Source organism: Paraburkholderia sp., from assembly GCF_034668105.1.
Taxonomy (GTDB): Bacteria; Pseudomonadota; Gammaproteobacteria; order Burkholderiales; family Burkholderiaceae; genus Paraburkholderia.
In genome coordinates this window covers 1-22408 of the sequence record NZ_JAXDPY010000674.1, presented here as the reverse complement: position 1 = coordinate 22408, position 22408 = coordinate 1, and the positions used below count along the sequence as shown (strand labels likewise).

The following is a 22408-nucleotide window of genomic DNA, read 5'->3' as shown; positions in this document are numbered from 1 at the left end:
GAAGGCCCGCACCCGCATTATTCAGTCAATACAACACCATCTGCGTGCAGCGAAACAGCGCGATCGTCCTGCCGTTCGGATCGGTGACGGTAGCGTCCCACACCTGCGTACTGCGGCCCAGATGCACGGCCTTGGCGACTGCGCGGATGGTGCCCTCCGTCGCGGTGCCGAGAAAATTGCTTTTCAGCTCGACGGTCGTGAAATTGCGCGCCGTCTCGGGCAAATGCGCGAGGCATGCATAGCCACACGCGGTATCCGCGAGACCGATCACGGTGGCGGCATGCAGAAAGCCGTTCGGTGCCAGCAATTCGTCGCGCACGGTCAATTCCGCGCTCAGGGTGCCTTGCTCCAGCGCCAGAACATGCACGCCCAGCAAGCCGGGCAACGTGCCCTTCTGGCGCTCATGCAGGCGCTCGATGGTGTATTCCTGGCGGAGTTCGCTCATGAGATTCGAGTCCTCGATGGAAAAAACAGGGGGTAGGGCGGCCAATTAGCCGTTTGGGGGCTTCGGCCCCGGTGCATTTGTCGATATTATCAACGGCTGGATCGGCGGGTGAACCTGAAACGGCACAAATCAGGACCCACCGTGCAAGTCGGAGCAAACAGCGCGGCAAACCGGCTGGCGGCGCCCAGCCTTCTTTCCGGGAGAATTCATGACGGTGATCGTGGTGGCGAATCCGAAGGGCGGCGTGGGCAAAAGCACGCTGTCCACCAATCTGGCGGGCTATTTCGCGTCGCTCGGGGAATGGGTCGCGCTGGCCGACCTCGACAAACAGCAGTCCGCGCACGCGTGGCTGTCGCTACGGCCCGCTGCGCTGCCGCCCATCGAGACCTGGGAGGTCGATCCGGAAAACCCCGTCAAACCACCCAGGGGTCTGGAACATGCGGTAGTCGACACGCCGGCCGGGTTGCACGGCAACCGTCTGGGTATCGCGCTGGATCTGGCCGACAAGGTGATCGTGCCGTTGCAGCCTTCCATGTTCGATATTCTCGCCACCCAGGAATTTCTCGAGCGGCTGGCGAAAGAGAAGGCGGTCAGAAAAGGCGCGATCGAGATCGGCGTCGTGGGGATGCGCGTCGACGCGCGCACGCGCTCAGCGGAGCAGTTGCATCGTTTTGTCGAGGGATTGAAGCTGCCGGTGCTGGGCTACCTGCGCGACACGCAGAATTACGTCCAGCTGGCGGCGCATGGCCTGACCTTGTGGGACGTCGCAAAAAGCCGCGTGGAGAAGGATCTGGAGCAGTGGCAGCCGATCATCGAATGGACCAACGGCGCCGGCAAGAAGGCTTGAGATGAGTTTGTGGGCGGCTCAAGGCGGCCGCCGCTTAAAACCCGCGCCGTGAACGGCAGGCTCAGGTCCAGTTCTGGGTCGGCACGTGATCGCGGCTGCCCTTGATCTTGTTGTTGTCGTCGACGAACACCAGATCCGGTTTCCAGCCTGCCTTCAGTTCCGCTTCGTCCACCACCGCGAACGCCGCGATGATCACCAGATCGCCCAGCTGCGCGCGCCGCGCGGCCGAACCGTTCAGCGAAATCATGCCGCTGCCGCGTTCGCCCTTGATCGCATAGGTCGAAAAACGCTCGCCGTTGTTGATGTTCCAGATGTCGATCCGCTCGTTTTCAACGATGTTCGCGGCTTCCAGCAAGTCTTCGTCGATCGCGCACGAGCCTTCGTAGTGCAGTTCGCAATGCGTGACCGCGACGCGATGGATTTTCGACTTCAGCATATTGCGTTGCATGACCAATCCCTTGTGGCTTCTTGTGCGCGTTTGCGCAGACTAAGACGGCTTCAGATCTCGAGGTTGTCGATGAGCCGGGTGGTGCCGAGTTTGGCAGCGGCCAGCACGACCAACTCCGCGTTCGCGTCTTGCGGACTCGCCGGCGGCAGCAGATTCGAGCGCTTGCGCACGGCGATGTAGTCAGGCTGCCAGCCGCGCGCGGCCAGTGCCGCCATCGCCGCCTGTTCGAGTTTCGCGAAGTCGCGATCGCCGGCGAGGACCGCGTCGCGCACGCGATTGAGCTCGGCGGCCAGCACCGGCGCCTCAGCGCGCTCGGCCGTCTGCAGAAAGCGGTTGCGCGAGCTGAGCGCGAGACCGTCGGCATCGCGCACGGTTTCCGCCGCGATGATGTCGGTTGGTAGCGCGAACTGGTGGCACATGCTGCGCACGATCATCAATTGCTGATAATCCTTTTTGCCGAATACCGCGACGCGCGGCTGCACACACGACATCAGCTTCATCACCACCGTGCAGACACCCTGGAAGAAACCGGGGCGGAATTCGCCTTCGAGGATGTCGCCCAGATCGTGCGGCGGATGCACGCGGTACTCCTGCGGTTCCGGATACAGATCCCGCTCCGTCGGCGCGAACAGCACGTAGACGCCTTCTTTCTGCAGCTTGTCGATGTCGGCTTCGAGCGTGCGCGGGTATTTGTCGAAATCCTCGTTCGGGCCGAACTGCAAGCGGTTGACGAAGATGCTCGCCACCACCGGGTCGCCGTGCTGGCGCGCAAGGCGCATCAGCGACAGATGGCCCTCATGCAGATTGCCCATGGTCGGCACAAAGGCGGTGCGATTCTGGCCGCGCAACTGGTCGCGCAATTCATGGATCGAGCTGATGACTTTCATGATCGGACAGGGATTTCCTCGCGCGGCGCGAGACTGGGTGGGCGCAAAAACTCAGGTTTTCGCACGTTCCGCGGCCTCGCTGGTGATGACAGGTTCGGAGCGCGGGATTGTAGTGGAATTGTTCCGGCGGCGCACCGCAGTAGTGGATTTTGTTCCGACGCGCACTGAAACGGGGCGTCCGCGGCGGCAATCGCGCACGCAAACCCCGCTTGGCGGCTTCAGGCCGGCAGATAGGCGAGGCGCACATAGATCGGTGCGAACGGCTCAGCCTGCGTGATTTCGACGAGAGACTCACGGCACAACTCGAGCATGGCGATGAAATTCACTACGACCACGGGCACGCCCTTGCTCGTGTCGAATAGATCGGAGAACTCCATGAAACGCGCGTTCTGCAAGCGCCGGAGGATCGTGCTCATATGCTCGCGCACCGACAATTCCTCGCGTGAAATCTTGTGGTGCTGAACCAGCTTGGCGCGCTTGATCACGTCGGCCCACGCGGCGCGCAGGTCTTCGCTATCCACGTCGGGAAAGCGCGGCGTGATGCTTTGTTCGATGTACACCTCGGCGCGCAGGAAATCGCGGCCGAGTTGCGGCAGATGGTCGATGCGCTGTGCGGCAAGCTTCATCTGCTCGTATTCGAGCAGGCGGCGGACCAGTTCCGCGCGCGGATCCTCGGCTTCGTCGCCGCTATCGGCCTTCTTCACCGGCAACAGCATGCGCGACTTGATCTCGATCAGCATCGCCGCCATCAGCAGGTACTCGGACGCGAGTTCGAGATTGGTCTGGCGCAACTGGTCGACATAGCCCAGGTATTGGACCGTGACGTCCGCCATCGGAATGTCGAGCACATTGAAGTTCTGCTTGCGAATCAGGTACAGCAACAGATCCAGCGGGCCTTCGAACGTTTCGAGAAACACCTCGAGCGCGTCCGGCGGAATGTACAGATCCGTCGGCAGCTTGAAGAGCGGCTCGCCGTATAGACGCGCGAAAGCAATGCCGTCGACGATGTCCGGCGTTGAATCGGTGGCGGGCGCGGCAAGCGCGGCGTCAGGCGCCGCTGTGGCGCCCTTTGCCTCGTCGGCGTGACTCACGCGCTTAGAAGTTTTGATAGTACGAGTAAGGCGTCTGCTCTACGCGCGAGGCTTTCTGCTCGGCGCGTTCTTCGAGGTCGATCGGCTGTTTGTCCCACAGCAGCGCCCGGCCACGGCGCTGTTCAGCTTCCAGATTCGGTTTTTGTTGCTTGAGCTGGTTCAGGAACTGGGTGATGTCCGATTGATACATGGCTAGACGTCCGTGGTTTGGGGAATGGCGGCTGCCCGACGGGAATTCCGCCGTGGCGCCATTGCTATTCCATAATTTTACCGCATGCGCCGCGCGGGGTCGAAAAAGGCTGGCCGGCGCGAGCGGCCAGTCTGCGAAAACGCCCGGAACCCGCGCTGCCGCGATGCGTCAAAGGCGGGCGCCGGGTCAGCGGGCGGTGCGGAAATCCGCGCTTTGCGTTCGGACAACATCGCTGTGGACGCCGCCTACGGCGCGTCGCTGGCAGCCGCACGGCCCACTGCGCCTGATCCTGCAAACGCGCCCTTTTAAGAGATGGCGCGGGTTCGCCGATGTGGTCAAATAGCGCGAGCTTCGGCCGCCGCGGCGCGCCAGAGCGACAGAATCCATCAACCACGGCCGGAGGTCCCGTTTGGCGGGGTGTGCGATCGAAGAGCCGCGTGTGCGGCGTGGCAAAACCGCTGACGAGCCCGGGCATCCGACGCCGATTCGGCGCTGGCTGCGCGCGTGGCTCGCGTTCGGCATCGTCATGCTCATGCTGGCCACGGTCGACACGCACGCGGCGCGCCGCGCGTCCGCCAGCTACAAGGTGGAAATCGAAGCCGCGCCGCGCTCGCTGCGCAAGCTGCTCGAAGCGCATCTGGACGTGGCGCGCTTCGCCAAACGTCCCGACATCAGCGACGATCAGTTCGAATTTCTGATTACCGCCACGCCCCAGCAGGTGCGCGATCTCGCCGCCACGCAAGGTTATTTCACACCGGTCGTGCGAACGGACGTGCGCACCGTCGACGACCAGAAGCGCGTGACGGTGAGCGTCGATCCCGGCCCGCAAACCCTCATCTCGTCGATTTCGCTGTCGTTTCGCGGGCCGGTGCTGACCGAAGACCCGGCGCAGGAAAACGCCGCCCGCTTCGCGTTTTCGCTGCATGAAGGCGATCCGTTTTCGCAAGGCGACTGGGACGACGCGAAAAATGCGTCGCTCAAGGCGCTGCAGGCGCGCCGTTACCTGGGCGCGAAGATTTACCACTCCGAGGCGCTGATCGACCCGCGCACGCACGAAGCGAAATTGACCGTGACGTATGAAAGCGGCCCGACTTTCACGATGGGCAAGCTCGACGTATCCGGCACGCGGCGCTATCCGGAACAGATCGTCGACAACGTGAATCCGATTGCGGTCGGCGATATCTACGACGTGCAGCGCGTCGCCGAATTGCAGCGGCAGTTGCAGAACACGCCGTACTACGCGAGCGTGGCGATCGACGTGGATAGCGATCCGGCCAAGCCAGTCGACACGCCCATGCACGTGAAGGTGTCGGAATATCCGTACAACAGTATCCGCGGCGGGGTCGGTTATTCGACCGACAACGGCCCGTTGATCCAGGGTTCGTACTCGTATCTCGACACGTTCGGCAAGGCGTGGCCGTTCACGGTCGACGGACGCATCGACCAGATCCAGCAGTACGGACAGATTCAACTTGCGATGCCGCCGGGACCGCGCGCATGGACCAATAGCGTGCTGGCTTCCTACACCACGACCGACGTGTCCGACACCCGCATCTACAGTATTCGCGGCGGCGTGCAGCGGGCCCGTACCTCGCAATTCATCGACTACAACTACTCGCTCCTGTACTACCAGGACCGGCTCGACCAGAACGCGATCGCGCCGACCACCAGCCGCGCGCTGGTGCCGTCGTGGTCGTGGACCCGCCGCAATACCGACGACCCGCTGTTTCCGCGTTCGGGCAACCTGATTCACGTCGAAGCGGGCTTCGCGGTGAAGGGCGTGCTGACCGATCAGACGTTCGTGCGCGGCTACGCCCGCGGTCAGCAGTATCTGCCGATCGGCAAGGAAGACCTCGTGCTGTTCCGGGCGGAACTCGGCGGCGTGTTCACGAGCGGCAGTTCGAGCGGGATTCCGGCTTCGCTGCTGTTCCGCGCGGGTGGTTCGAATTCGATCCGTGGGTACAGCTATCAGAGCATTGGTAACAACGTCGACGGGTCGGTGCTGCCTACCAAGTATCTCGTGACGGCGTCGGCCGAATATCAGCATTGGTTCACGCACGACTGGGGCGCAGCCGCGTTCTTCGACGTCGGGACCGCCACCGATACGTGGGGCGAGAAAGTCTTTTATCCGGGCGTAGGGGTCGGGGCGCGTTGGCGTAGTCCGGTTGGCCCGGTGAATGTCGACGTCGCCTACGGCATCCGCAACAGGAGCGTGCGGCCGTACCTGACGCTCGGCATCGCCTTCTGATGGAAACCTGCTCTTACATGATCCACGCATGACCACGGACGTTTCCGCCCAGCCACCCGCGCAGCCGCCCGGCGCTCCTCCGCCCGGACAGCCGCCCGCGCCTGACGCGCCGCAGCCCAAGCGCCGTCGCGGCCGCGTGCTGTTGAAAACGCTTGCGTGGACGCTCGCCGTGCTGGTGCTGCTGGTTGCCGTGGCAATCGGCCTGCTGTACGGCGCGCTGACGACCGAGCGCGGGACGGCCTACGCGTGGCAGGCGGCCGTCAAGCTGCTCGGCGGCAAACTGACCGGCACCCTGGAGAGCGGGGCGCTCTCGACCGGTGTGCAATTGCGGCAGGTGCGCTGGCGCAGTCTCGACGGCAGCGGCACCGACATCCAGGTCGACCATGTAGCCGGCCGCTGGGCACTTTCGCGCAAGCCCTGGCGCTTCGCGATCGACTATCTGCATATCGGGACGATCGACGCCCGTGTCGGCGCTTCGTCGTCGAGCAGCAGCGGACCGCTGCAACTGCCGCAAGACCTGCGCTTGCCGATGCAACTCGAGGTGCGCGACGTGCAGGTCGATAAACTGCTGTTGCATCAGGGCGGGTCGACTACGGAGTTTTCCCGTTTCATGTTCCACGGCCGCAGTGACGGGCGGCACCACGAAGCTGCGATCGAACGGTTGGACACGCCGTTCGGCGCGGTGACGGCGGCGGCAAAGCTCGACGGGGTACGGCCGTTTCCGCTGACCGGCGACGTCGGCTATTCCGGCAAGGTCAACAACGAGGCGGTGCAGGTGAGCGGTCATCTGAGCGGCTCGCTGGAAAATCTCATCGCCGAACTCGATGCCAGCGGCATGAAGCTCGCCGGCCACGCGCGGGTTGAGGCCACGCCATTCGGCGACGTGCCGTTGCAACGCGCCACGCTGACTTTCGATCACATCAATCCGCAGGCGTTTGCGCCCGGCGCACCGCTGGCGGACCTCGCGGTGCGGGCGGAACTCGCGCCGGTGGGGCAGGGTGCGGCAGGGGCGGTGATATTGGGCGGCGCTAGTGGGGCAAGCGGGGTGAGCGGCGCTGCCGCGCCAGACTCGGCGAGTCCCGCCGGCGCATCCGGCGCCGCGACTGCCGCGAGTGCCGGCAGCACCAGGAGTGCCACTAGCGCTGCCCCGAACACCGCTCCCGGTGTCGCCAAGCAGCCCGTTGCCAAAAACGGCAAAGGCGGCGTCAACACCGAAGCAACGGAAAAAGGCGCAGCGGGTTTCGCCGTCGCCGGCCATGTCTCGATCGTCAACGCCAAACCCGGTGCGATCGACCAGAACCTGCTGCCTTTGATCGACGCGCAAACCGACGTGCATCTCGACGCCCAGGCACAGCGCATCTCGAACCTGAACGTACGGCTCGTGAAGAGCGCCACGCTCACCGGCGGCGGCGCGCTGACGGGCAAGCACGGCCAGTTCGATCTGCAGGTTGCCGGGCTCGACCTCAACGCGCTCCAGGCGACCGTGCGGCCGACCCAGCTTTCCGGTCCGATCGGCATTCGTCTGAACGACGACGTGCAAAGCCTGACCCTCGATCTCGTCGACCCGAAGGCGGGGCTGCGCGCACAAGGCAAGGTGACCTTCGATCCTGCGCGCATGAGCTTCAACGACGTGCGGATCACGTCGGGCAAAGGCCGCATCGATCTGTCCGGCGCGCTCAAGCACGACGCGAATTCGACCTACAACCTGAAAGCGCAACTGACCGATTTCGATCCGTTGACGCTGACTTCGCAGATGCCGTCGCGCACTCCAGTAACGACGGCGACAGGGACTGTCAGGGCGACGAAGGCGACCCAATCGACCGAAGCCACCCAACCTGCGGCACTCGCGGGCAGCACAGCCGGCGCGAAAAGCGCGGCGCCAGGCGACAAGGCCGCAGCGGTGGTCAAGAACACGGCCAAGGCGGCCGTGAAAGCAGAAGTCGTCCAGCGCAAGGTGCCGCCCAGGGCGTCCAAAGCGCCGCCAGCCCGCAAAATCGAGGCACGCGTCAACGGCACGCTCACGGCGGCCGGCATGCTCGGCCCGGTCTTCACCACCAAGGCCGAATTCAAACTCGGTCCGAGCGTCTACGACGGCCTGCCCTTGACCGGTAGCGGCGTGGTCCAGCTGGCCGGTTCGCGAATTCTGCCGAGCCGCGCGAACCTCTCAGTGGCGGGTAATCAGGTGGACTTGCAGGGCAGCTTCGGCGCGCGCGGCGACCGGCTGCGTTTCCGTGTCGATGCGCCCGATCTGGAGCGCCTCGGTTTCGGCCTCGCCGGTCTCGTCGCCGCGGATGGCGACGTCACCGGCTCGTTCGCGCATCCGAATGTCGTGCTGAACTACAAGGCGGACAGTGTGGTGTTCAGCAGCAATCGTCTCGGTCATGCGGAAGGCCATGCCGAATTGCGCGACGGCGCGAACGGCGCGCTCGTCTTCACGACCGACGCACGCGATCTCAGCGCGGGCGGCGTCGATCTGGCCACACTCACGGCACGCCTGTCCGGCACGCGCGCGAACCATACGCTGGAGGCGGCGGCCACCGGCAAACTGCAGGACCGTCCGCTCGATCTGACGCTCGCGGCCAACGGCAAGCTGACCGAAGCCCGCGACGGCACGCGCTGGGACGGCACCGTGACCCGTCTGCAGAACCGCGGCACGCCGGCGCTGAATCTCGAGTCGCCGCTCGCCGTGAGTGCCGGGCCGAACCGCCTGACGCTCGGCGCGACGCGCTTCACACTCGAAGGCGCGGTGCTGAGCCTGAAATCGTTCGCGTTCGACCACGGCAAGATCCAGTCCGCCGGCACCTTGAGCGGCATTTCGCTGGCGCGGCTGCAAGATCTGCGGCGCGAGATCACGGGCGCGCCGCCGGCTGTCAAGACCGACCTGGTGTTCGACGGCGATTGGGATTTCGCGCTCGGCAGCACCGCGAGCGGCCATCTTGAACTGAAGCGTCGCAGCGGCGACGTGACGGTTGAAATCGGTCGCGGATTGGCTTCTCTGGGCGTCACGGATATGAGCGCGCGCGCCGAATTCACTGGCGGCAACCGGCTGAATGCGACCGTCCGTGCGCAGGCCAGCCGGATCGGCGTGGTAGACGTTGATGCGCATACCACGCTCGTGATGCGTGACGGCTTTCTGAGCGTCAACGAAGAGGGCGCGCTCAGCGGGAACGTGAACGCCAACGTGCCGTCGCTGAAAACGACCGGCGGCCTGTTCGGTCCGAGCTATCTGCTCGACGGCCACCTCGCGCTGAAGCTCGCGCTCGGCGGCACGGTGGCCAAGCCGGATCTGACGGGGTCGCTGCTCGGCGACGGTTTGTCGGCGACGATGGTCGACCAGGGCGTGCAATTGAAGGACGGTGTGGTGCGCATCGCGCTGTCGAAAAATCTGGTGGATTTTCAGCAGGTCGAGTTTCACGGTGCGAGCGGCACGTTGCGCGCCACCGGCCGCGTGCGTCTGGATGGCGACGAGCCGGATCTGTCCGCGAGCATCGTCGCGGATAAGCTTGAGCTGTTCGCGGCGCCGGACCGCAATCTGTCGCTGTCGGGCAGCGCGAGCGTGGCGAACGCCGGTGCGCAGGGCGGCATGGCGATCAACGGCAAATTCATGGTCGATCACGCGCTGTTCGATATGCCGGAGCAATCCGCGCCGAAACTCGGCGACGACGTGGTGATCGTGCGTCCGGACGGCACGGTGGCGGGCGAACGGCCGACGCCGCAAGTGGCGGGCACCAACAAGCCGGTCGGCCGGTTCGCGCCGCGCGCCAATATCGACCTTAGTCTCGGCGACAACTTCCGCTTCCGCGGTCAAGGCGCGGACCTCGGCCTGACCGGCACGATCACCGCGATGAGCGCGCCGAACCTGCCGTTGCGCGCGGTCGGCAATGTCCGCGTGACGCAGGGGTCGACCTACACCGCGTTTGGCCGCAAGCTCAACATCGAGAACGGCTTCTTTACGTTCAACGGTCCAGTGGCCAATCCGGGTATCAACATTCTCGCGATGCGCCGCAATCAGCAGGTCGAGGCGGGCGTGCAGGTCACCGGCACGGTGCAGTTCCCGGTCGCCAAGCTGGTGTCCGAGCCGAGCGTGCCGGACAACGAAAAATTGTCGTGGCTGCTGTTTGGACATGGCACGGATCAGGGCAACAACCTCGGTCAGCAAAGCACCATGACGACCGCGCTCGCCTTGCTCGGCAGCGCGAGCGGCAAGCGGATCGCGCAGACCTTCGGGCTCGACGAATTTTCGATCGGCCGAAGCGAAGTCGGGCTCACCGATCCCCAAGTGGTGATGGTGTCGAAAGCGATCAACGAGTGGCTCGTGATCGGCTACGAGCAGGGCCTGCAGTCGGCAAGCAATGCGATCAAGGCGACCGTCAACCTCACGCGTTATTGGTCGGTCGCTGCATATGGCGGCACCTTCGACGGACTCGAGCTGCTCTATACGCGGCGCTTCGACCGGATCAGGTGGTGATGTTTCGAATGCCGCGCCTGGGGATGCATAGGCGCGGCGTTCTCAAAAGCCGATCATCCGCGTTTATTGCGCGGCATGCGCTGTCATGCTGAGTGCGTCGAACTTTTGCGTGAGCACCTGTTCACTTTGCAGAAGAACACGCGTCTGACCGGGTTGCCGATAATTGGCCTTTGCACTATCCGCGCGGCTGGTTCCCGGGTCGGTTTGCGCCATTCGTCTGGCTGGTCTTGTTGAAGTCTTCAAACTGTTCCCTGCGCTCCTGTTCGCTCTGCAGGCGAGCCCATGTCCGATCGGCTACCTGGTAGTCGGACTTGATGCCGGATGCGCCGGCTTGCGGCGGCGCATCGGTTCGCAGGCTCCTGATGGTATTGCCTTGCAGATTGCGCACCTCCAGGGTCCGCGCGCCGGCCGCGGTGAGATAGAAGCCATCCTTGAACAGCAGTGCGGCATTGTTGCGACTGAGCCAGGCGGCGGTGTACTGCTGTTGATCCTGAGTGGTGTTTTGCATGAACGAGTTGGCGTCGCTGAAAGTCGGCGCGCCACTGGGCAGGCGGGTCGTAAAGTGCGTGACACCCGCCGGCAACGCGGAATCCGGATCTTTCTCGAATTCATACTGGACTCGCGCGCTGCCTGCGCTGCTGTCGCGATACGAATGGATACTTCTCGGCGGTGAAAAGGACTGGTTGCTTGCGTCGGTCAGTTTCCACTGCGAATAGCTGCTGTTGTAGTAATAGCGGCTGACATACGGGTAGCCGGCGTCCGAATAGGTGAGCACCTTACCGTCCTCTTCGTGAATCAGACGGTTGTTTTCGTAGCGGAATACGCCGTTGACGCTGTGCGGGTCTTTGGGCGCGTAATCGAGATATAGATAGCCGGTACCGGCCACGCGTAACACCTCGTCCTGGCCGTGCAAACTCGTGTGAAACCGGCCGTCGTCGCCCATCCGGAACGTCTGATAGTTGCCCTTTCCTGGCTCTGTGTAGGAGACCGTGACGGTGGTGTGATCCTCGCCGTGCATCTTGGAGAGCGGGCCGGCCGGGTCATTGACGTTGGCCTGCAGCGCGCCGATCCGGCCATTGTGCGGGATCGCTTTGACCGGCCCGCGATAATCCAGGCCTTTGGCCTGGCTGTCGCTCAGATAGGTGATTTTTTCCAGCGCGTGATTGTAGAAGGCTGCCTGGGTCACGTTGGGCTCCTGCCGGGGCGCATAGACGGTTTTGCCGTCACGCTTCTGTGCAATGGCGAACGGTCGATGCGCGCTATCGCTCCATGCCGCGTTGCCGGCGGCGAAGCGCGAGAGCTGCGGCTGGGCGCCGGCGGTGCGGGTCTGGTCGTAGACGTCCCAGCGGTAATCGGGGTTGGCCGTGAATGCCCCGAGTTTGCCGTTCTCCATTTTTTGCCAGCCGCGAATCTGCGTGTAGTCGATGCGGCCCATCGCGGCGACTTCGCCGGTATCGGGATGCCGGGAATTCGCGCCGAGCGACGCATTGACGTCGACCATGTTCGGCGTGGGCGCGACCGCGTAGACGTAGCCGTTCTTTGCATCGACGAGTGCCGGATTCTGCTGCGCCGTCTCGAGCTTGCGGAAGGTGCCGAGATAGCCGGCGCCGTCGATCACGGCGGGGTTGGTCGCGACGTCGAAGTTGTGCATGTCGAGGTTGACCTTGCCGAGCGGTGTCTGTTCGGCACTGAAGCCGCCGAGTTTTTTCAGGGCTGCCGGCGTGACATTCGACGGGCGGTATAACGCCATGGGCTGGCGCTCGCCTTCGGTGTCCGCACTGCGCTTCAGTTCGCCGCGCGGTGGCGGCTGGTAGCCCGACGGCCCCGGCTGGTCGAAGTCGGGCAGCGCCGGCAAGTCAGCGCGCGGTGGTGTGAGGGATGGCACGGGGACAGGTAGAGACCCGGCGGCGCGGCCAGACGGCTGCGCCAGGGCAGGAAAAGGTGGAATCCCGTAGCTGCCGCCTACTGCGCCAAGACGTTGTTCTGCCATTGAATGCTGCACCACATTCTGCATTGCATAGTAGGACGTGTTTGCCGATGAGAATCCGTCCCTGTCGCGAAAAGCCGTCGAATAGTAGCTGTGCAAAGCGTAGGCTAGTTGACCGAAATTTTCGTAGCGGAAAGCGCCATGGAACGGGCTATACAACGTGTAGGCATCGTTGCGATAGTCGCCGTTGGAGTGAAGTCGTTGCACGCCCATGACCATGGCCGGCTGCCAGCGGCCTCCCGACGGGGGAGTCGAGTTGCGGAACGACAAGCCGATCAAGGCGAACGTTTCGGGATGAGCCATCAGCTCGCGGTTGGGGTTGTAGGGCGTGGAGAAGTGGTTCTCAAGGTCGCGCACCAGATCTTCACCGCCGCGCAGGCCGGAAGAGCCCGGATGCCTGATGTAGTGAGGTATCTCCCGTGCGTCGCCACTCCATTCGCCATTTCTGTCCAGGGCATCGATTGTCGATCGCAGCGTCGCGCGGGCAGGACCCCCGGCATCTGAGGTAGCAGCGAGGTTTGCCGACGCTTCGTACAGATTGCCGGCCGTTGAGCTGGTGGCCGCCGATTGCATCACCATCATCGTGGTGCCGAAAGGCACGTCGGGGACGTCGGGGCGACTGCCAGAAGACCCCGATGGCAGGCCGCGTTGTTCCAGTTCCAGCGAGCCCATGAAGTTGGCGGCGTTCGCGGGGCGATAGAGCGAATCCGGGGCGGCCACGTGGGCTCGCTGGCGAGCTGTGGCCCCAGGCTGCGCGAGGCTGTCTCGCAGGTTGACGATACGGTTCCCGTACATGAGTTGAACGGGGCCTTGCGGAAGGGTATCGATTGAGGGACTCAGGATGTGTCTATCGTCCGCTGGCGCCCTGTTGCCCTCTTGCATGAGCGTGATCGGGGGAGGCGGGATTGCCCCCCCGGCGGAACCCGCACCACGTTTCACAAGACCTTTCCGCAGTGGTTCGTCTCCAGCGTCGTCGCCGGGTTGGAGCGGTGCCGCCGTTGATGGCGTGGATGTCGACGGCGCGCCGTGTTCGCGCTTGAGCGGAACATAGGCTCGCGCAGGTCCGTCGAGCGAACGAGCGGCTTCCTTGGCCAGCGGAGCCAGGAGATGTTGCACGCGGCGTGGGAACGGTAACGCCGGATCGGGTGGCGATGGCGGCTGGGCCAGGCTGGCAGCGCTATGCGCACTTGGTTTTGCATTTTGTCCGACGGCTTGGGAGAGCTGGAAAGCGGTGTTTTCCTCGCCAGCGGGAGGTACTGTGCTTGCGCTATATCCTTCGACTCGCATGATAGGGTCCTCTGGTTGTGACGCAACATTCGGCCAGTGACGGGAACATCGGGCCGATTTCAATATTGATTAGCTTTACATATTGAAAAGAGAGGGTGACTTACCAGGGTAATGCAGCGTGCGCGGCGGCATAACCGCTATCCCCGAGCTGACCGGAAGAACCCGTACCCAACAAAAGCGCTTCCGACTGCCCAATTCCTGCTTGACTCACATATAGCTCGGTGGCTATATTTAATCCATAACCAGCCGATTATTGATTCAAGATGCCGAACGCTCACGATGTGCTCTTCAGAACGCTCGCCGATCCGACCCGGCGGGTCATCTTCGAGCGATTGTGCCGCGACGGAGAGCAGACGGTCGGAGCCCTGACGGCGCAAGCCGGGGTTTCGCAACCGGCCGTCTCAAAGCATCTTGGGATCCTGAAACAGGCCGGTTTGGTGCGCGACCGCCATGAAGGTCGCCAGACGCACTACAGCGCGCAGCTCGGCGCACTTGCCCCCCTGATCGACTGGACAAGCCAGATGACTGGGTTCTGGGAAAGCCGGTTCGACCACCTTGAAGACCTGCTGAAAAGGATGGACCAATGAACGAAAAGCTGACCGAAACGCGCTCCGTCGTCGTCGAACGGGAGCTGCCGCATCCGCCGGAAAAGATCTGGCGCGCACTCACTCAACCCCACCTGATCGAGGAGTGGTTGATGAAGAACGATTTCAAGCTTGTCGCGGAGCACCGTTTCAATCTTCGCGCGGATTGGGGCGCGGTCGACTGTCAGGTCCTGGCGATCGAGCCGAACAGAACGCTCTCGTACACGTGGGCGGCTTATGGTCTTGAGAGCATCGTCACGTGGACTCTCAGCCCGACGAGCACGGGCACCCACCTGCGCATGGAGCAGTCAGGTTTCCGGCAAGATCAGGAGCAGGCATACCAGGGCGCCAAGGGCGGGTGGCAGCATTTCTTTGCGAACCTGGAGCAGGTTTTGGCGCGGATTTAGTCTGAAGCCTGCCGACCTTGCGGCCGTATGCGCATGCCGACGCGGAGGATGAACAATGGCTCCCTTTGCAAGACGGGAACCAGCCGAATGAGGTGCGAACAATATGAAAAAAAATGCAGCGACCGAGGGCGAATCCCCTTCTCGTCTGATCGACGCGAGGATCAAGGAACTGGCCGACTGGCGCGGCGAGACGCTCGCGCATGTTCGCGCTCTCATCAAACAGGCTGTGCCTGAGGTGGTTGAGGAGTGGAAGTGGAGAGGCGTTCCGGTTTGGTATCACGACGGCATGCTCTGTACCGGCGAGACGTACAAGAGCGCCGTGAAGGTGACTTTCGCCAAGGGTGCTTCGCTCGACGATCCTTCAGGACTATTCAACGCCAGCCTTGAGGGCAACACCCGGCGCGCGATCGATTTTCATGAGGGTGATGAAATAGATGAGGCCGCCTTCAAGAAACTCATCCGTGCGGCTGCGGCGCTGAACAAGTCATGAAACAAAAAACGGCACGCTTTTAAAAGCGTGCCGCTTCTTTGCGGATGCCTGCGGCGTGCGACGCCGCGCGCTTTATTTCACGCGCATACCCGGCTTCGCGCCGCTATCCGGCTCGAGCACGTAAAGGCCCGGTTCGGCTTTCTCGTCAGTGGCGGAGGCCGCCAGCACCATTCCTTCGGACAGGCCGAACTTCATCTTGCGCGGCGCGAGGTTCGCGACCATCACCGTCAGCTTGCCGACCAGTTGCTCCGGCCGATAGGCCGACTTGATGCCCGAGAACACGTTGCGCGTCTTCTCTTCGCCGATGTCGAGCGTGAGTTGAAGCAGCTTGTCCGATCCTTCCACCGCCTTGCAGTCGACGATCTTCGCGATGCGCAGATCGATTTTGGCGAAGTCGTCGATCGAGATGACGCCGGGTGTTTCGTCCTTCCCGTCCGCAGCCGCTTTCGCTGCCTTCGACTTGGCCTTCGCATCCACCGGCGCCACCGCTTCCGGCGTGGCTTGCAGCGACTCGCGATTGGCCGCGAGGAGCGCCTCGATCTGCTTCGGATCGACGCGCGTCATCAGGTGCTTGTACGCGTTGATCGGGCGCGTGGAGGAGAGCGGCACGTTCGCGTCGGCCCACACCAGCGGTTCGATGCCGAGGAAGGCTTCGACCGCTTCGGCCAGCTTCGGCAGCACCGGCTTGAGCGCCAGCGACAGCAGACGGAATGCCTCGATGCTCACGCTGCAGGTCTCATGCAACGCGACTGCGTTTGCCGGGTCCTTTGCTTGATCCCACGGCTTGGCGGTGTCGACGTACGCGTTGACTGCGTCGGCCAGTTCCATGGTCTGACGCAGCGCACGGTTGTACTCGCGGGCTTCGTAATTGGCGGCGATTTGCGGCACCGCGGCGCGCAACGTGGCGAGCAGCGGGTGCTGCATCGCGCTGTCCTGCACGCGGCCGTCGAAACGCTTGATCAGGAAGCCGGCGGCGCGGCTCGCAATGTTCACGTATTTGCCGACCAGATCGCTATTCACCCGCGCCTGGAAATCGTCGAGGTTCAGGTCGAGATCTTCCATGGTGCTGTTCAGCTTGGCGGCGAAGTAGTAGCGCAGCCATTCCGGATTCAGGCCTGTGTCGATCACGCTTTGTGCGGTGATGAACGTGCCGCGCGACTTCGACATCTTCGCGCCGTCCACCGTCAGGAAGCCGTGCGCGAATACGTTGGTCGGCGTGCGGTGGCCCGAGAATTCGAGCATGGCCGGCCAGAACAGCGTGTGGAAATACAGAATGTCCTTGCCGATGAAGTGGTACTGCTCGGCGCTCGAGCCTTTGCGGATCCACGCGTCGAAATCGAGGCCGCGCTTTTCGGCGAGATTCTTGAAGCTCGCGTAATAGCCGACCGGCGCGTCCAGCCAGACGTAGAAATATTTGCCCGGCGCGCCCGGAATTTCGAAGCCGAAGTACGGGGCGTCGCGCGAAATGTCCCAGTCGGCAAGCTTGGCTTCCCCGGCGTCGCCCAGCCATTCGCGCATCTTGTTGGTGGCTTCCGGCTGTGCGAGGCCGCTGACCCACTCGCGCAGGAAATTCTCACAACGCGGATCGGATAGACGGAAGAAGTAGTGCGTCGAGGTCTTACGAATCGGCGTGGCGCCGGAAACGACCGAATACGGATTGACCAGTTCAGTGGGTAGATAGGTCGAACCGCATACCTCGCAGCTGTCGCCGTATTGATCCTTCGCGCCGCACTTCGGGCACTCGCCCTTGATGAAACGGTCGGGCAGGAACATTTCCTTGACCGGGTCATATGCCTGTTCGATGTCGCGCGCGTCGATCAGGCCCGCGTCTTTGAGCGCCAGGTAGACCGATTCGCTCAACACGCGATTTTCTTCGGAATCGGTCGAGTAGTAATTGTCGAACGAAATGCCGAAGCTGTCGAAGTCGCGCTTGTGCTCCTGCCAGACGCGGTCGATCAGCTGCTTCGGCGTGAGACCTTCTTTCTCCGCGCGCAACATGACCGGCGTGCCGTGCGTGTCGTCGGCGCCCACGTAATAGACCTCGTGCCCGTGCATTCGCAACGCCCGGACCCAGATATCCGTCTGGATATATTCGACCAGATGGCCGATATGGATTTGCCCGTTCGCATACGGAAGGGCCGACGTGACGAGAACCTGGCGACGGCCCGAGGGCGCGCCTGCGGAGTGATCGGTTGCGGGTGCTGACATAAGGATGGTGGGAGCCTGCGGTGGGACGAAACGTTGATTCTAGCAGGGCAGGCGCCCGGCGCGGGCTGGGCCCCTGGGTCGCTGCGGGGGACGGCTGGCGCCCGGCTGGAAGGTGCCGGAGGGGGCGCAGGTGAAAACGGCGTTGAAAACCGAGCGCCCAAAAAAAACCGGGGCTATTAACCCCGGAGCAACAACGACAAGAGGAGAATGGTGACGCGGCGGCTTCGCCAGCCACGTACCGTAAAGACAGACAGCGGATTTTCGGCAGAGTTCGAAATTTTTTTGGATCTCGTACGAAATTTTTTCCCCTCTGTTTTTACGGTTTGCCAGACGCCCGTGGATACGCTGTCAAGAGCCTCGCGCCCGGCTGCTTCTTCCTCTTCAGGCTGTGCTGTTATTGCGTGGCGTGCTGAGCGGTGGCGCGCAGATAGATTTCCACGCGGCGATTTGCGGCACGGCCGGCTTCGGTGTTGTTGTCAGCGATCGGCTGGTTCTGGCCCATGCCTTGTGCCGACAGGCGTTGCGGCGCAACGCCGCGTTGCCCCAGATAGCCCGTCACGCTTTCCGCGCGGTTGACCGACAGCGTCTGGTTGTACGCCGGCTGACCCGTGCTATCCGTATAGCCGATCACCTGGGCGATCAGTTCCGGATTCTGCTGCATGGTTTGCGTGAGCTGATCCAGCACCGGTGCGAACGACGGCTTGACCGCATAGCTGTTGGTGTCGAACGTGACCGAGCTCGGGATGTTCAGCTTAAGCGAGCCGTCCGGCTGCTCGGTGATCTGCGTGCCGGTGCCCTTGGTGGCGCCCGACAGCTTGTTGTGAATGGCTTGCCAGTTGTAGCCGGTGATGCCGCCCACCGCCGCGCCGACGCCCGCGCCGATCGCCGCGCCCTTGCCGCCGCCGAAGATCGCGCCGAGCGCCGCGCCGGTGCCAGCGCCCACGCCGGTACCGACAGCCGTGTTAGTGCCCTGTTGGCTTGCGCAGCCTGCCAGCAACGAACCGGCTACGGCGAAAACAGCCAGGCGAGTCATGATTTTTGCATTCATTTTTTGATTCCTCTTGAGTCAAACGAGTAAAACGGTGGAAGCGATGAAACTATCCGCCAAACGTGGCGGCCGTAAAGCGCGTTACTCGACGTCAGGAGAATCCTGCGTCTTCTCAGGTCCCGGTCCGACAGTGAAGAAGGGTCTTCCGGCAGGGCTTGGCGCCAGCCACTACAATGATGGCTGAAGTACGCAACGATGCGACCCCTTGGCGCGCCGCCTGCCCGAAGGGTGCCCGGCACGCCTGGCTTTAGCAATGCTGCCTAACAATTTTTTTCAAATTCCGGCGCGTGGTCGAGACCTCGGATTCCGCCGCGCCGCAGGTGTTCCCCACGGAGTGTCAATGAGTATTGATCGGGCTTTGGTCGAAGCCGCCCTTGCAGCCGTCACTGACCCCAACACGGGCAAGCCGTACGCGGCTGCCAAGAACCTCAAGAACGTGGCCGTGGAGGGTGACACGGTTAGCCTTGAAGTGGTACTCGGCTATCCGGCTAAACGGCAGTTCGACGCGATCCGCGCGCAGTTCGGCGACGCGCTGAAAGCCGTGCCCGGCGTGGTGAACGCGCGCGTCGAGGTGTCCCAGCAGATCGCCGCGCACACGGTGCAGCGCGGCGTCAAACTATTGCCGAACGTTAAAAACATCGTCGCCGTGGCGTCGGGCAAGGGCGGCGTGGGCAAGAGCACGACCGCCGTGAACCTCGCACTGGCACTGGCAAGCGAAGGTGCGTCGGTCGGCATCCTCGATGCGGATATTTACGGCCCGTCGCTGCCGATGATGCTCGGCATTGCCGGCCGTCCCGAATCACCCGACGAAAAGTCGATGAACCCGATGACCGGACACGGTTTGCAGGCCAACTCGATCGGCTTTCTGATCGAGCAGGACAATCCGATGGTGTGGCGCGGCCCGATGGCCACCTCGGCGCTCGAACAGCTGTTGCGGCAGACCAACTGGCAAGATCTCGACTACCTGATCGTCGACATGCCGCCGGGCACCGGCGACATTCAGCTGACCTTGTCGCAGCGCGTGCCGGTAACCGGTGCCGTGATCGTCACGACGCCGCAGGACATCGCGCTGCTCGACGCGAAGAAGGGTCTCAAGATGTTCGAGAAGGTCGGCATTCCGATCCTCGGTATCGTCGAGAACATGGGGATGCATATCTGCTCGAATTGCGGCCACGAAGAGCATATCTTCGGCGCGGGTGGCGGCGAACGGATGGGCAAGGAATACGGTGTCGACGTGCTGGGCAGCCTGCCGCTCGATATCGCGATCCGGGAGCAGGCCGACTCGGGCAAACCCACCGTCGTGGCGGATCCGCAGGGCCGTATCGCCGAGATCTACCGGTCGATCGCGCGCAAGGTTGCGATCCATATCGCCGAGCGCGCTCGCGACATGACCTCGAAGTTTCCCAGCATCGTCGTGCAGAACACCTGAGCATTCATTTGGATGAGGGGTCAAAGCGGGGCCAGGGCGTCAATCTGCGCCGGGTCTCGCGGTATCATGTCGACTTCACAGGTTCGGCTCGGCGCCGCAGGGGCGGCCACCAGGCCGGCAAGAGGATCGCATGGGAAAACGAATCGACGGGCAGGCGGTGCATGCGTTCATCGTTCTGGCTGCCAGCAGTGTGCTGTTATGCGGCTGTAGCACGTTCCTGAGACCACAGGAAAAGCGTGCCGACGCGCAGTTGCTGCCCACCGTGGGCAATCAGACGCGCGGTCTCGTCACGTTCATCGAGCGTTCGGACGGCGTGCAGGTCACCTACAACATCGCGGGCATGCCGCCCAATAGCGACCACGCGTTGCAAGTGCATGAGCGCGGCGATTGCAATGCCGCCGACGGCTCCAGCGCGGGCCAGGTGTTTTCGCCGGCCGCCGAGCGTTTGAAGGCCGGCGCCCGGGTCGAAGGCGACCTCGGCAACATCCACGCGGACGCGAACGGCGTGGCGACCGGCTTCATCGTCGCGCCGGACGTGTCGCTCGACGGTATCCGTTCGGTGGTGCAACGCGCGGTTCTGTTGCATCGCGACGCGACCGATCCTTATGCGTATCCGCAGCATGGTGCGGGCCCCGCGCTCGCATGCGGCGTGATTCGCCAATGAGCGCCGCGCGAGCGCTCTGTTTCGTCTGTGCTCGTGCGCTCCCTTTCGTGGGTACCTTCAGTAAGCTTCGGCAGTCGCTTCCCGGCACGCATCGGGCCGGTCCCCGGCCATACCTGCGGCAGCGTTCTCACGATCGCGTAAAATGAGCGCCTTTCGTTGGGGGCGCCTGGCCGGGGCGCCTGGCGTGGACGCCTGGTCGAGGGAACGCCCGGTTCGGGACGCCTGGCCGGCATGCGCCGGCAAGCCGTGTTCCGTCTGACCGGTGCGCCGTTCAGGCCCACCCGATAGTTAGCTGAAAAGTACCCGGAACTTACACCGGGTTGTTACCCGTCACACATCTGTCATTCAAGTCGAGCAGCGTTCACCTATGACTATCAAATCCGACAAGTGGATCCGGCGCATGGCCGAGTCGCATAACATGATCGAGCCGTTTGCGCCCGACCAGGTCCGCGTCTCCGAAGACGGCCGGAAGATTGTCAGCTACGGCACGTCGAGCTACGGCTACGACATCCGCTGCGCCGACGAATTCAAGATCTTCACGAACATCAACTCGACCATCGTCGATCCGAAGAACTTTGACGAGAAGTCGTTTGTCGACTTCAAGGGCGATGTCTGCATCATCCCGCCGAATTCGTTCGCGCTGGCTCGCACCGTCGAGTATTTCCGGATTCCGCGCAGCGTCCTGACCGTGTGTCTGGGCAAGTCCACTTACGCGCGCTGCGGCATCATCGTCAACGTGACGCCGTTCGAGCCGGAATGGGAAGGACACGTCACGCTCGAATTCTCGAATACGACACCTTTGCCGGCGAAAATCTACGCGAACGAAGGCGTCGCCCAGGTGCTGTTTTTCGAAAGCGACGAGATTTGTGAAACGTCGTACGCGGATCGCGGCGGCAAATATCAAGGTCAGCACGGCGTGACGTTGCCCAGGACGTGACGCCGGCAGCGCACTGACCCACCAGCTATTCGGGTGACCGCTGCTCTTACAAGGCGCAGCGGTCGTTCTTTTTGGAGAATCGCCCATGAAGTTTCGTTTTCCCGTCGTCATCATCGACGAAGATTTTCGCTCCGAGAATATCTCGGGTTCCGGCATCCGGGCTTTGGCCGAAGCTATCGAGAAAGAAGGCGCGGAAGTGCTCGGGTTGACGAGCTACGGCGATCTGACTTCGTTCGCGCAGCAATCGAGCCGCGCGTCGTGCTTCATCCTGTCGATCGACGACGATGAACTGCTGCCGTACGTCGACAACGTCGTCGTGGAAGGCGAAACGCCGGAGCTGGCCGCGGCGATCGTCGCATTGCGCGCGTTCGTGACGGAAGTGCGCCGCCGCAATGCCGATATTCCGATCTTCCTGTACGGCGAAACGCGCACTTCGCGCCATCTGCCGAACGACATCCTGCGCGAGCTGCACGGCTTCATCCACATGTTCGAGGATACGCCGGAGTTCGTCGCGCGCCACATCATCCGCGAGACCAAGGTGTATCTGGATTCGCTCGCGCCGCCGTTCTTCAAGGAACTGGTGCAGTACGCGGATGAAGGCTCCTACTCGTGGCATTGCCCGGGGCACTCGGGCGGCGTGGCATTCCTGAAGAGCCCGCTTGGCCAGATGTTCCATCAGTTCTTCGGCGAGAACATGTTGCGGGCGGACGTGTGTAATGCCGTCGACGAACTCGGTCAGCTGC

Annotated in this window: 18 protein-coding genes; 10 read left to right on the top strand and 8 right to left on the bottom strand. The window is 63.1% G+C overall.

Annotated features, from left to right (window positions below; genetic code table 11):
• Positions 1-25: 25 nt before the first annotated feature.
• On the bottom strand, positions 26-445 hold the full coding sequence (locus tag QOC89_RS29825) for a PaaI family thioesterase (protein ID WP_323048326.1): 420 nt from the start codon (positions 443-445) through the stop codon (positions 26-28).
• A 208-nt stretch (positions 446-653) separates the two neighbouring features.
• Here QOC89_RS29825 and QOC89_RS29820 point away from each other — a divergent pair, with 208 nt between their 5' ends.
• On the top strand, positions 654-1292 hold the full coding sequence (locus QOC89_RS29820) for a ParA family protein (protein WP_323048325.1): 639 nt from the start codon (positions 654-656) through the stop codon (positions 1290-1292).
• Between the two features lie 61 nt (positions 1293-1353).
• Here QOC89_RS29820 and panD read toward each other — a convergent pair whose 3' ends face one another.
• From panD to QOC89_RS29800, 4 genes are all read right to left on the bottom strand, one after another.
• On the bottom strand, positions 1354-1740 hold the full coding sequence (panD, locus tag QOC89_RS29815; protein WP_012432059.1) for an aspartate 1-decarboxylase: 387 nt from the start codon (positions 1738-1740) through the stop codon (positions 1354-1356).
• Positions 1741-1790: 50 nt separating this feature from the next.
• Positions 1791-2627, bottom strand: a complete 837-nt coding sequence (panC, locus tag QOC89_RS29810; RefSeq protein WP_323048324.1) for a pantoate--beta-alanine ligase — start codon at positions 2625-2627, stop codon at positions 1791-1793.
• Between the two features lie 218 nt (positions 2628-2845).
• Entirely contained in the window at positions 2846-3718 is an 873-nt protein-coding gene (locus tag QOC89_RS29805; protein ID WP_323048323.1) for a ScpA family protein, read from the bottom strand.
• 4 nt (positions 3719-3722) lie between these two features.
• A complete protein-coding gene (locus tag QOC89_RS29800; RefSeq protein WP_007175923.1) occupies positions 3723-3908 on the bottom strand; it encodes a DUF3460 family protein in 186 nt (61 codons plus the stop codon).
• Positions 3909-4317: 409 nt separating this feature from the next.
• Here QOC89_RS29800 and QOC89_RS29795 point away from each other — a divergent pair, with 409 nt between their 5' ends.
• Positions 4318-6156 (top strand): autotransporter assembly complex family protein, encoded by a 1839-nt coding sequence (locus QOC89_RS29795; protein ID WP_323048322.1) that lies wholly within the window; start codon positions 4318-4320, stop codon positions 6154-6156.
• A gap of 28 nt (positions 6157-6184) precedes the next feature.
• Positions 6185-10624: a translocation/assembly module TamB domain-containing protein gene (locus tag QOC89_RS29790; protein ID WP_323048321.1), complete on the top strand. Its 4440-nt coding sequence runs from the start codon at positions 6185-6187 to the stop codon at positions 10622-10624.
• Between the two features lie 175 nt (positions 10625-10799).
• Here QOC89_RS29790 and QOC89_RS29785 read toward each other — a convergent pair whose 3' ends face one another.
• Positions 10800-13898 carry an enterotoxin A family protein gene (locus QOC89_RS29785; protein ID WP_323048320.1) on the bottom strand — a complete coding sequence of 1033 codons (3099 nt, stop codon included), beginning with the start codon at positions 13896-13898 and terminating at the stop codon, positions 10800-10802.
• Between the two features lie 263 nt (positions 13899-14161).
• Between QOC89_RS29785 and QOC89_RS29780 the strand changes: the two genes are divergently transcribed.
• The 3 genes from QOC89_RS29780 (at position 14162) to QOC89_RS29770 (ending at position 15379) form a co-directional block, all read left to right on the top strand.
• A complete protein-coding gene (locus QOC89_RS29780; RefSeq protein WP_323048319.1) occupies positions 14162-14485 on the top strand; it encodes a metalloregulator ArsR/SmtB family transcription factor in 324 nt (107 codons plus the stop codon).
• Positions 14482-14889: an SRPBCC domain-containing protein gene (locus tag QOC89_RS29775; protein ID WP_323048318.1), complete on the top strand. Its 408-nt coding sequence runs from the start codon at positions 14482-14484 to the stop codon at positions 14887-14889. The genes QOC89_RS29780 and QOC89_RS29775 overlap by 4 nt, the downstream gene beginning before the upstream one ends.
• 103 nt (positions 14890-14992) lie before the next feature.
• A complete protein-coding gene (locus tag QOC89_RS29770) occupies positions 14993-15379 on the top strand; it encodes a DUF1801 domain-containing protein (RefSeq protein ID WP_323048317.1) in 387 nt (128 codons plus the stop codon).
• 72 nt (positions 15380-15451) lie between these two features.
• Here the strand turns inward: QOC89_RS29770 and metG are convergent, their stop codons facing one another.
• Entirely contained in the window at positions 15452-17587 is a 2136-nt protein-coding gene (gene metG, locus QOC89_RS29765) for a methionine--tRNA ligase (protein WP_323048316.1), read from the bottom strand.
• 394 nt (positions 17588-17981) lie between these two features.
• Entirely contained in the window at positions 17982-18635 is a 654-nt protein-coding gene (locus QOC89_RS29760) for an OmpA family protein (RefSeq protein ID WP_116119244.1), read from the bottom strand.
• Between the two features lie 340 nt (positions 18636-18975).
• On the opposite strand from QOC89_RS29760, the gene apbC reads away from it, so the two are divergent.
• From apbC to QOC89_RS29740, 4 genes are all read left to right on the top strand, one after another.
• Positions 18976-20064: an iron-sulfur cluster carrier protein ApbC gene (gene apbC, locus QOC89_RS29755; protein WP_323048315.1), complete on the top strand. Its 1089-nt coding sequence runs from the start codon at positions 18976-18978 to the stop codon at positions 20062-20064.
• Between the two features lie 130 nt (positions 20065-20194).
• Positions 20195-20728 (top strand): superoxide dismutase family protein, encoded by a 534-nt coding sequence (locus QOC89_RS29750; RefSeq protein WP_323048314.1) that lies wholly within the window; start codon positions 20195-20197, stop codon positions 20726-20728.
• Between the two features lie 367 nt (positions 20729-21095).
• Positions 21096-21665: a dCTP deaminase gene (dcd, locus tag QOC89_RS29745; protein ID WP_299634292.1), complete on the top strand. Its 570-nt coding sequence runs from the start codon at positions 21096-21098 to the stop codon at positions 21663-21665.
• 85 nt (positions 21666-21750) lie between these two features.
• Positions 21751-22408 (top strand): Orn/Lys/Arg decarboxylase N-terminal domain-containing protein (locus QOC89_RS29740; RefSeq protein WP_323048313.1); only part of this gene is annotated, 658 nt, incomplete at its 3' end.